At 70.0% G+C, this 11,867-nt stretch carries 6 protein-coding genes; 5 read left to right on the forward strand and 1 reads right to left on the reverse strand.

Annotation, left to right across the window (positions count from 1 at the left end; genetic code table 11):
- The first annotated feature begins 126 nt into the window (after positions 1-126).
- The 5 genes from KUM49_RS13850 (at position 127) to KUM49_RS13870 (ending at position 10,921) form a co-directional block, all read left to right on the forward strand.
- The gene (locus KUM49_RS13850) at positions 127-1,821 is read left to right on the forward strand and encodes a glycoside hydrolase family 13 protein (protein ID WP_217237312.1); all 1,695 of its coding nucleotides are present in this window, start codon (positions 127-129) and stop codon (positions 1,819-1,821) included.
- A 132-nt stretch (positions 1,822-1,953) separates the two neighbouring features.
- The gene (locus tag KUM49_RS13855; RefSeq protein WP_217237113.1) at positions 1,954-3,336 is read left to right on the forward strand and encodes an alpha-amylase family protein; all 1,383 of its coding nucleotides are present in this window, start codon (positions 1,954-1,956) and stop codon (positions 3,334-3,336) included.
- A 106-nt stretch (positions 3,337-3,442) separates the two neighbouring features.
- Positions 3,443-8,833, forward strand: coding sequence for a pullulanase-type alpha-1,6-glucosidase (gene pulA / locus KUM49_RS13860; protein WP_217237114.1), 5,391 nt, complete (start codon positions 3,443-3,445; stop codon positions 8,831-8,833).
- Between the two features lie 81 nt (positions 8,834-8,914).
- Positions 8,915-10,537 carry a fused response regulator/phosphatase gene (locus tag KUM49_RS13865; protein ID WP_217237115.1) on the forward strand — a complete coding sequence of 541 codons (1,623 nt, stop codon included), beginning with the start codon at positions 8,915-8,917 and terminating at the stop codon, positions 10,535-10,537.
- A 33-nt stretch (positions 10,538-10,570) separates the two neighbouring features.
- Positions 10,571-10,921, forward strand: coding sequence for a 5-carboxymethyl-2-hydroxymuconate Delta-isomerase (locus tag KUM49_RS13870; protein ID WP_217237116.1), 351 nt, complete (start codon positions 10,571-10,573; stop codon positions 10,919-10,921).
- A 197-nt stretch (positions 10,922-11,118) separates the two neighbouring features.
- Here KUM49_RS13870 and KUM49_RS13875 read toward each other — a convergent pair whose 3' ends face one another.
- On the reverse strand, positions 11,119-11,808 hold the full coding sequence (locus tag KUM49_RS13875) for a TetR/AcrR family transcriptional regulator (RefSeq protein ID WP_217237117.1): 690 nt from the start codon (positions 11,806-11,808) through the stop codon (positions 11,119-11,121).
- Positions 11,809-11,867: the final 59 nt, after the last annotated feature.

Genomic DNA, 11,867 nt, shown 5'->3' on the forward strand with positions numbered 1-11,867 from the left:
GCCTGAGCGCGCGGGTGGCGGCCGCGGTGTCCATCCGACCCCGCAGGCACCGCGGCCGCCTCGTCACCCGCCGCCCTACCCACGTAAGCCTCCATGACCGAAAACCTGTTACGCATCAAGGACGCCATGAGCCAGCAGCACTCCGCCGACCCGGCCCCGACCCCCTTTTCTGAAGCGGCTGTCGCCACCGTCGTCAAGCGCCGCGACTGGTGGCGCGAGGCGGTGATCTACCAGGTCTATCCGCGCAGCTTCGCCGACAGCAACGGCGACGGCATGGGCGACCTGGAGGGCATCCGCACCCGACTTCCGTACCTGCGCGACCTCGGCGTGGACGCCGTGTGGCTCAGCCCCTTCTACGCCTCCCCGCAGGCCGACGCCGGCTACGACGTCGCCGACTACCGGGCCGTGGACCCCATGTTCGGCAACCTCCTCGACGCCGACGCCCTGATCCGCGACGCCCGCGAACTGGGCCTGAGGATCATCGTCGACCTGGTCCCCAACCACTCCTCCGAGCAGCACGAGTGGTTCAAGCGGGCCGTGGCGGAAGGCCCCGGCTCGCCGCTGCGGGACCGCTACCACTTCCGGCCCGGCAAGGGCACGACGGGCGAGCTCCCGCCGAACGACTGGGAGTCGATCTTCGGCGGCCCGGCGTGGACACGCGTCACCGAACCGGACGGCACCCCCGGCGAGTGGTACCTGCACCTCTTCGCCCCCGAGCAGCCCGACTTCAACTGGGACCACCCCGCCGTCCGCGACGAGTTCCGCTCCATCCTCCGCTTCTGGCTCGACATGGGCGTCGACGGCTTCCGCATCGACGTGGCGCACGGCCTGGTGAAGGCGGAGGGCCTGCCCGACCTCGGATCCCACGGCCAGCTCAAGCTGCTGGGCAACGATGTCATGCCGTTCTTCGACCAGGACGGAGTGCACGCGATCTACCGCCAGTGGCGGACGATCCTGGACGAGTACGCGGGCGAGCAGATCTTCGTCGCCGAGGCCTGGACCCCGACCATCGAGCGCACCGCGAACTACGTCCGCCCGGACGAGCTGCACCAGGCCTTCAACTTCCAGTACCTGGCCACCGACTGGGACGCCGCGGAACTGCGGACGGTCATCGACCGCACCCTGGAGGCGATGCGCCCGGTGGGCGCCCCCGCCACCTGGGTCCTCTCCAACCACGACGTCACCCGCCACGCCACCCGCTTCGCCAACCCGCCCGGCCTCGGCACCCAGATCCGCACGGCGGGCGACCGTGAACTCGGCCTGCGCCGGGCGCGGGCCGCGACCCTCCTCATGCTGGCGCTGCCCGGATCGGCGTACGTCTACCAGGGCGAGGAACTCGGCCTCCCGGACGTCGTCGACCTGGCCGACGAGGTGCGCCAGGACCCCGCATACTTCCGGGGCGCCGGCCAGGACGGCTTCCGTGACGGCTGCCGGGTGCCGATCCCGTGGACGCGCGAGGGATCCTCGTACGGCTTCGGCGAGGGCGGCAGCTGGCTGCCGCAGCCCGAGGGCTGGGGCGAGCTGAGCATCGAGGCCCAGACCGGTGTCCCCGGCTCCACCCTGGAGCTCTACCGCTCCGCGATCGCCGCCCGCCGCGAACAGCCCGACCTCGGCGCGGGCGACAGTGTGGAGTGGCTGAAGGCCCCCGAAGGCGTCCTCGCCTTCCGCCGCGGCGAGTTCGTGTGCGTCGCCAACACCGGCACCGGGTCGGTGACCACTCCGGCGTACGGCCGCCTGCTCATCGCCAGTGGCGAGATCGCCGAGACGGACGGCGAGGCGAAGCTGCCGGCGGACACGACGGTGTGGTGGACGGCCAACTGACCGTCCCCGCACAAGGTTTCCGGAATCCTCAGAGGCCCGCCTTCCGCTTCGGGAGGCGGGCCTCTACGATCTGCGGCACCGCACGGCTTTGCAAGCTTTCAGCAAGAACCTTCAACGGAGAAGGAACCCCACATGGCCAGAAGAGCCCTAGCCGGAGCATGCGCCCTCGTGGCGGGCGCCGCAGCAGCAGTCGTCGGCCCCGCCGGCACCGCACAGGCGGCGCCGCCCGGCACCAAGGACGTCACCGCCGTCCTCTTCGAGTGGAACTTCGCCTCGGTCGCCAAGGAGTGCACCAGCACGCTCGGCCCGGCCGGGTACGGCTACGTCCAGGTCTCCCCGCCCGCCGAGCACATACAGGGCCCGCAGTGGTGGACGTCGTACCAGCCGGTCAGCTACCGGATCGCCGGCCGGCTGGGTGACGCCACCGCCTTCAAGAGCATGGTCGACACGTGTCACGCCGCCGGTGTGAAGGTCGTCGTCGACGCGGTCGTCAACCACATGTCCGCGGGCGGCGGCACCGGAACCGGGGGTTCGTCGTACGCGAAGTACACCTACCCGGGCCTGTACTCCTCGTACGACTTCGACGACTGCACGGCGACGATCAGCGACTACACCAACCGCGCCAACGTCCAGAACTGCGAACTCGTCGGCCTCGCCGACCTGGACACGGGCGAGACCTATGTCCGCTCGGCCATCGCCGGCTACCTGAACTCCCTGCTCGGCCACGGCGTCGACGGCTTCCGCATCGACGCGGCCAAGCACATCCCGGCGGCCGACCTGGCGAACATCAGGTCGCGGCTGACGAACACGTCCGTCTACTGGAAGCAGGAGGTCATCCACGGAAGCGGGGAGGCCGTCCAGCCGGCCGAGTACACCGGCAACGGCGACGTCCAGGAGTTCCGCTACGCCTACGACCTCAAGCGCGTCTTCAAGAACGAGAACCTCGCCTACCTGAAGAACTACGGCGAGGGCTGGGGCTACCTGAACAGCTCGGTCTCCGGCGTCTTCGTCGACAACCACGACACCGAGCGCAACGGCAGCACCCTGAACTACAAGGACGGCGCCGACTACACCCTGGCCAACGTCTTCATGCTCGCCCACCCGTACGGCGCCCCGGACGTCAACTCCGGCTACGAGTGGTCGAACGCGGACGCGGGGCCGCCCAACGGCGGCTCGGTCGGTGCCTGCTGGCAGGACGGCTGGAAGTGCCAGCACGCCTGGCCGGAGATCCGGCGCATGGTCGCCTTCCGCAACGCGGTGCGCGGTGAGCCGGTCACCAACTGGTGGGACAACGGAGCCGACGCCATCGCCTTCGGCCGGGGCGCCAAGGGCTACGTCGCCATCAACCACGAGCCGGGCGGCCTGAGCCGCACCTACCAGACCTCGCTGCCCGCGGGGACGTACTGCAACGTGCAGAACAACACGGCGGTGACGGTCAACTCGAGCGGCCAGTTCACCGCGACGCTGGGCGCCGGCACGGCTCTGGCGATCCACGCGGGCAAGTCGAACTGCTGAAATTTCTTTCCGGAGGTTTCAGGACTCTTGCTGTAAGCCTTTCCTCGGCGATACGGTCGCGCGGGGTCGGACCCAAGACAGCCGTCGTCGCAAGGAGTCCACGTCCGTGATACCGAGATGGCCGACGCCGCCGAGGCGCCGTACTGCCCATGCCGGCCGGGTCGCTGCGGTCACCGTGACCGCGTTGGCCGCAGCGCTCGTCCAGCCCCTGGCCGCCCGAGCGGACACCCCGCCCCCACCGCCGTCCGACGCGAGGCTCGCCGCCGAGCCCGCCCGGCACGACGCCACCCGTGAGCAGTTCTACTTCGTCCTGCCGGACCGCTTCGCCAACGGCGACACCGGCAACGACCGGGGCCACCTGACCGGTTCGCGCCTCAGCACCGGGTACGACCCCACCGACAAGGGCTTCTACCAGGGCGGTGACCTCAAGGGCCTGAGCAACAGGCTCGACTACATCAAGGGCCTCGGCACCACCGCCCTGTGGATGGCCCCCATCTTCAAGAACCGGCCCGTGCAGGGCGAGGGCGCCAAGGCCTCCGCCGGCTACCACGGTTACTGGATCACCGACTTCACCCAGGTCGACCCGCACTTCGGCACCAACAAGGACCTGGAAACCCTCATCTCCAAGGCCCACGCCAAGGGCATGAAGGTCTTCTTCGACGTCATCACCAACCACACCGCCGACGTCGTCGACTACGAGGAGAAGTCCTACGACTACCTCTCCAAGGGCGCGTTCCCGTACCTGACCAAGGACGGCGAACCCTTCGACGACGCCGACTACGCGGGGACGAAGGACTTCCCGGAGGTCGACGCCGACTCCTTCCCGCGCACACCGAAGGTCACGAGCGGCGTGAAGGTCCCGTCCTGGCTCAACGACCCGACGATGTACCACAACCGCGGCGACTCCACCTTCGCCGGCGAGAGCTCCACGAACGGCGACTTCTCCGGCCTCGACGACCTGTGGACCGAGCGTCCCGAGGTCGTCAGCGGGATGGAGAGGATCTACCAGCGCTGGGTGCGGGACTTCGACATCGACGGCTTCCGGATCGACACCGTCAAGCACGTCAACACGGAGTTCTGGACCCAGTGGGCCACGGCCCTGGACGCCTACGCGGCCAAGCAGGGCCGCGACGACTTCTTCATGTTCGGCGAGGTGTACTCCGCCGACACGTCGATCACCTCGCCGTACGTCACCCAGGGCCGCCTCGACGCCACGCTCGACTTCCCCTTCCAGGAGGCGGCCCGGCAGTACGCCTCCCAGGGCGGCAGCGCGCAAAAGCTCGCCGCCGTCTTCGGCGACGACTACAAGTACACGACCGACAAGGCCAACGCGTACGAGCAGGTCACCTTCCTCGGCAACCACGACATGGGCCGCATCGGGCACTTCCTGAGGCAGGACAACCCGAAGGCGACGGACGCCGAACTCCTCGCCAAGGACCGGCTCGCCAACGAGCTGATGTTCCTCAGCCGTGGCAACCCCGTCGTCTACTACGGCGACGAACAGGGCTTCACCGGCGCGGGCGGCGACAAGGACGCCCGTCAGACGATGTTCGCCTCGAAGACCGAGGACTACCTCGACGACGACCGACTGGGCACCGACCGTACGCACGCCGACGACGCGTACGACACGACTGCACCGCTCTACCGGCAGCTCGCCGCCCTCTCGAAGCTGCGCAAGGCCAACCCGGCGCTCGCGGACGGCGTACAGACGCAGCGGTACACGGCCGAGGGTCCCGGCGTCTACGCCTTCTCCCGTACGGACGCGAAGACGGGCGTCGAGTACGTCGTGGCCGTCAACAACGCGGACGAGGCGAAGCGGGCGACCTTCGCGACCGGTTCGGCGGGCATGACGTTCCGCGGGATATACGGCACCGACAGCACGGTCGGGTCGGACGCCGACAAGAAGCTCACCGTCACCGTGCCGGCCGGCTCGGCGATCGTCCTCAAGGCGGCCGGTAAGCCCGCCGAACCCGCCGACAAGCCGACGATCACCCTCAAGGCCCCCGCCGCCGGCGCCACCGGCACGGTCGAGGTCACCGCCGACGTGGACGGCGGCCGGCTCAGCCGGGCCGTCTTCGCCGCCCAGGTCGGCAACGGCAGGTGGCAGACCCTCGGCTCCGCCGACCATGCCCCGTACAAGGTCACCCACACCATCGCCGAGGCCGTACCGGCCGGGACCGCCCTGCGCTACAAGGCGGTGGTCGTCGACTCGGCCGGCCGCACGGCGAGCGCCACCGCCGACGGTGTCACCGGCACCCCGCCCGCCGAGGAGATCCCCTCCGCCTCCTCCCGCGACTACGCGGTCGTCCACTACCAGCGCACCGACGGCGACTACGCCGACTGGGGCCTGTACGCCTGGGGCGACCTCGCCGACGGCGAGTCGACCGACTGGCCCGACAGTCATCCGTTCATCGGGCGGGACGCGTACGGCGCCTTCGCCTACGTCAAGCTGAAGCCGGGCGCCTCGAACGTCGGCTTCCTCGTCATCGACAAGGACGGCACCAAGGACGTCTCCGCCGACCGCACGATCGACCTCACCAAGACCGGCGAGATCTGGATCGAGCAGGGCAAGGAGGCCGTACGGACCGAGCGGCCCGACTACCCGGCGCAGGACAAGTCCAAGGCCGTCCTGCACTACCACCGCGCCGACGGGAACTACGAAGGCTGGGGCCTGCACGTCTGGACGGGCGCCGCGAGCACCACCGACTGGTCGAACCCCCTGAAGCCGGTGAGGACCGACAGCTACGGCGCGGTCTTCGAGGTGCCGCTCGCCGAGGGTGCCACCAGCCTCAGTTACATCATCCACAAGGGCGGCGAGAAGGACCTGCCCACCGACCAGTCCCTCGACCTCACGGCGAACGGCCACGAGGTGTGGCTCGTGAGCGGCCAGGAGAAGTACCTGCTCCCGCAGCCGGCCAGTTCCGCCGCCGCGCTCGACCTGACCACCTCCAAGGCGGTCTGGATCGACCGGAACACGGTCGCCTGGAACGGCTCCGAGGCGGCCGCCTCCACCCAGCTGCTGTACTCCCGCGACGGCTCGGTCTCCGTCGACAAGGGCACGCTGACGGGGGAAGCGAAATGGCTGAGGCTCGCGAGGATCGCCCTCACCGACGCGCAGAAGGCCAGGTTCCCGCACCTGAAGGACTCCGCCGCCTGGTCCGTCGACCCGCGCGACCGGGACCGGGTGCGCAGGGCGCTGAGCGGCCAGGTCGTCGCCTCGCAGCGGGCCGCGAACGGAGCCGTACTGGCCGCGACGGGCGTCCAGACCGCCGGCGTACTCGACGACCTGTACCCCGCGGCGACGAAGGCCGAGCTCGGTCCGACCTTCCGTGACGGCCGTCCCACGCTGGCCGTCTGGGCGCCGACCGCGCAGAAGGTCGCCCTGGAAATCGACGGATCCACCGTCGCCATGAAGCGGAACGCCGGCACCGGCGTCTGGTCCGTCACCGGCCCCGAGTCCTGGAAGAACAAGGCCTACCGGTTCGCCGTGACGGTCTGGGCGCCCAGCGTCCGCAAGGTCGTCACCAACAAGGTCACCGACCCCTACTCCCTCGCCCTGACCACCGACTCCGAGCGCAGCCTGGTCGTCGACCTTGACGACCGGGCCCTCGCCCCCAAGGGATGGTCCTCGCTGGTCAAGCCCAGGGCCGTGCCCCTGAAGGACGCCCAGATCCAGGAACTGCACATCCGTGACTTCTCGGTGGCGGACAGCACGGCCGACCACCCCGGCACCTACCTCGCCTTCACCGACAAGGACAGCGACGGCTCACGGCACCTGCGCGAGCTGGCGAAGGCCGGGACGTCGTACGTCCATCTCCTCCCGGCGTTCGACATCGCCACCATCCCGGAGAAGAAGTCCGAGCAGGCGACCGTCGACTGCGACCTGGCCTCCTACGCGGCCGACTCGGACAAGCAGCAGGAATGCGTCTCCGCGGTCGCCGCGAAGGACGCCTACAACTGGGGCTACGACCCCTACCACTACACGGTCCCCGAGGGCTCGTACGCGACGGACCCGGACGGCACCGGCCGTACCGTCGAGTTCCGCAAGATGGTCAAGGCGCTCAACGAGGACGGCCTCAGGGTCGTCATGGACGTCGTCTACAACCACACGGCCGCGAGCGGCCAGGCGGACACCAGCGTCCTCGACCGGATCGTCCCCGGCTACTACCAGCGGCTGCTCGCCGACGGCTCGGTCGCCAACAGCACCTGCTGCGCCAACACGGCCACCGAGAACGCCATGATGGGCAAGCTCGTCGTCGACTCGATCGTCACCTGGGCCAAGGAGTACAAGGTCGACGGCTTCCGCTTCGACCTCATGGGCCACCACCCCAAGGCCAACATCCTGGCGGTGCGCAAGGCCCTCGACGCGCTGACCCTCGCCAAGGACGGCGTCGACGGCAAGAAGATCATCCTGTACGGCGAGGGCTGGAACTTCGGCGAGATCGCCGACGACGCCCGCTTCGTGCAGGCCACGCAGCGGAACATGGCCGGGACCGGCATCGCCACCTTCTCCGACCGGGCGCGTGACGCCGTACGCGGCGGCGGCCCCTTCGACGAGGACCCCGGCGTCCAGGGCTTCGCCTCCGGCCTGTACACCGACCCCAACCCCGCCAAGGGCAACGGAACTCCGGCCGAGCAGAAGGCCCGTCTCCTGCACTACCAGGACCTGATCAAGGTGGGGCTCTCCGGCAACCTCAAGACGTTCACCTTCACCGGCACCGACGGCAAGGAGGTCACCGGCGCCGAGGTCGACTACAACGGCGCCCCCGCCGGCTACGCGGACGCGCCCGGCGACGCCCTCGCCTACGCCGACGCGCACGACAACGAGACGCTGTTCGACGCCCTCGCCTTCAAGCTGCCGGCGGATACGTCCGCCGCCGACCGCGCCCGGATGCAGGTCCTCGCCATGGCGACGGCCACCCTCTCGCAGGGCCCCGCCCTCTCCCAGGCGGGCACCGACCTGCTCCGCTCCAAGTCCCTGGACCGCAACTCCTACGACAGCGGCGACTGGTTCAACGCCGTCCACTGGAACTGCCGGGACGGCAACGGCTTCGGCCGCGGACTGCCCATGGCCGCCGACAACGCGTCCAAGTGGCCCTACGCCAAGCCCTTGTTGGGCTCGGTCGGCGTCGGCTGCTCGCAGATCGACGGCGCCTCGGCGGCGTACCGGGATCTGCTGAGGATCCGTACGACGGAGCAGGACTTCTCCCTCGACACGGCCGGCCAGGTGCAGTCGAAGCTCTCCTTCCCGCTGTCCGGGACGGACGAGACACCCGGTGTGATCACCCTGACGCTCGGTGACCTCGTCGTCGTGTTCAACGCGACGCCCGACACCCAGGAGCAGCGAATCGACGCGCTCGCCGGGAGCGGTTACCGGCTGCACCCGGTGCAGGCGTCGGGCGCGGACTCTATCGTCAAGTCTTCGGCCTACGCGCAGGTATCGGGCACCTTCACCGTTCCCGGGCGGACTGCGGCGGTATTCTCCCCGGCCTCCTGACAAGGGCATTACCTTGGTGGGGCGGACCCGATCCCGGGTCCGCCCCACCTGTGTGTCCAAGACCGGAACCGGGACTGGCAGATGGATGTCAACGGCAAGCGGACAGAGACGACCGTGCTGGTCGTGGACGACGTGGCGGCCAGCCGGTACGCCATGGGCGCCGTGCTGCGCCGCGCCGGTCACCGGGTCGTCCCGGTCGCCTCCGGCTCCGAGGCTCTCGTGGAACTCGACGTACGGCTGCGCAAGGGCACGCTTGTGGACGTCGCCCTCGTCGACGTGAACCTGCCGGACATGAGCGGCTTCGAACTGTGCCGCCGGATCAAGGACCGGCCCCAGATGGCGGGCCTGCCCGTCGTGCACTTCTCGGCCTCCGCCGTGGACCCGGGCGACCGCTGCCAGGGGCTGGACGCGGGCGGCGAGGCGTATCTGACGGTGCCCGCCGAGCCCGCGGAGATCGACGCGGTGGTCCGGGCCGCGGTGCGCACGGCACGGCTGCGGGCCGACTACCAGGCGCTGGCGCGGCGGCTGACGCTGCTGTCGGAGACCATCGTCACCGTCCAGGCCGCACGCTCCCTGCAGGAACTCGCCGACGCCGCGGCCGAGGGCACCGCGCGGCTCACCGGCACCCCCGCCGCCGTCTTCGTCCTCGGCCCGGACGACGTGCTGCTGCGCGGCATCTCCCGGGACCGCACCTCGATCGCGCTGCCGGACGAGGGCGCCGACCGGACCGTGGCCGGTCTGCTCCGGCGGCTCACCCGCGGGCAGGCCGGAGTGCAGATCACCACGGTGGCCGCGCCGCTGTGGCCCGCCGGGTTCTTCCGGCCCGGCATGCAGCACGACGCCCGCCTGGTGCTGATCCTCACCCAGGACGGCAACTCCGCGGTGTGCCTGGCCACCCCCACCCGCGGGGTGCGCCCGGTGGACCCGGACACCGAAGCCCTCGTGGCCCGGCTCGCACAGGCCACCGCGCTCGCCGCCGAGCCACTGCTGATGTACCAGGTCGAGCGGCACGTCGCCCTCACCCTCCAGCACAGCTTCCTGCCCCAGCCGCACCGGCTGCCCGAGCTGCCGGGCATGGACGTCTCGGTCCGCTATGTGCCGGCGTCCCGGGAGACGGAGATCGGCGGCGACTTCTACGCCGCGCTGCGCACCCGCGAGGGCATGCTCACCGCGGTCGGCGACGTCGTCGGGCACTCGCTGGAGGCGGCGACGGTCATGGTCGAGATCCGGCACGCACTGCGCGCCTACTGCGTCGACGAGAGCGACCCGGCCGTCCTCGCCGAGCGGCTCGACCGGATGCTCCAGCACTACCACGACGACGTCACGGCCACCGTGTGCCTGGCCCTGATCGACCCCGCCACCGGGCGCACCCGCATCGCCAACGCGGGCCACATCCCGCCGCTGATCATCCGGGACACCGGCAGCGCCGACTACACCAAGGCATCCGGTCCGCTGCTCGGCCTGGGTCTGCCCCACCCGGCGCCCACCGAGCTGTTCCTCGAACCCACCGACCGGCTCCTCATGATCACCGACGGTCTGATCGAGACCCGGGGCACGGACCTGGCGGCCTCCATGGAGCATCTCCGCGCGGCCGCCGCCGGCGCCCTGCCCGGCCTGGACGCCCTCTGCGACACGCTCCTGGCCTGCTTCGGCCACGACCGTGAGGACGACATCGCCATGCTGGCGCTGCAGCTGAAGAACTAAGGTGACTCCTGTTGCCCTAGAACAGGAGTGCTCATGCCGCAGATCACCGTCGACTACTCCGCCGTGATGGCTCCCGCCTTCGACCGGGCCGGTTTCGCCAAGGCCCTGCACTCGGCGACGGTCGAGATCGCCGCGGCCAAGCCGGAGGCGTGCAAGACGCAGTTCCGTCGCAGCGAGTACACGCTGGTCGGCTTCGACGAGGGGCACGCCATCGTCCACGTCACGATCGGCCTGCTCGCCGGACGCACCGAAGAGACCAAGGCGAGACTGACCGAAGCCGTCGTGGCGCTGCTGCACAAGCATGTGACGGACGAGGGCTTCGCGCTGCACGCCACCGCCGAGGTCCGCGACCTGGAACCCTCGTACCGCAGGCTGGAGCGCTAGGGGGTGTTTTGAAAGTCCCGCACAGCACCCACGGCGCCCGGCACGCACCCTCGCCGCACCGGCCAAAGACCCAAGTACGTCCAGTACGAGGGCCTTCGTCCGGCACGCCGAGGGCACGCACCGAACACCGCGGGCACCGCACAGGACTTCCAAAACACCCCCTAGAAGGGCCGGAGAGCCGGGGGGATGCGAGGGGCCTAGGAGGCCAGTGCGATCAGCCGGGTGGCCAGGTCGGTGAACGGGCCGTCGGCCGGCTCGTCCCTGAACATGTGCCGCGTCAGCGCGGCCATCTCCTCGTCGTGGGCGGCGCTCACGACGGCCAGCGCGGCGAAGTCGTGCACTAGCTGCACCTCCAGCTCGCCGCGCGGGATGCGCCGGCCGTCCAGCCAGATCAGCGCGGTCGACTCGGCGAGCGAGATCCAGGAGCGGATGACCAGCTCCAGGCGCGCGGGCGGGTTCTCCACCCGCAGATGCGAAAGGATCTGGTCATACGCGGCCTGCCGCACGGAGTCGATGAGCGCGTTCGTCGTCGACGAGCCGACGGCCGGGCCGCCGCGCATCAACGCCGAGAAGCCAGGCCCGTGATCGTCGACGAAGTCGAAGAACCGGCGCATCACCCGCAGCAGCCGGGCCCCCAGCGGACCCTCCAACGGTTCGACGAACCGGCTCGCCAGATCCTCCGACGCACGCTTCAACGCGGCCTCGTACAGGCTGAGTTTGCCGGGGAAGTAGTGGTAGACCAGCGGGCGTGAGATACCGGCGGCAGCCGCTATCTCGTCGATGGAGACCTCGTCGGGCGAACGACGGCTGAACAGGTCGAGGGCGACGCCGATCAACTGCTGCCGCCGCTCCTCGACACCCATTCTGCGGCGTACCCCGATAGTCATACGAACACCTTACCGATCGGATCCGGCCCCGAACGGACCGGAGCGGCCAACGGTGTTCA

It is taken from the genome of Streptomyces sp. AC555_RSS877, assembly GCF_019049245.1.
Classification (GTDB): domain Bacteria; phylum Actinomycetota; class Actinomycetes; order Streptomycetales; family Streptomycetaceae; genus Streptomyces.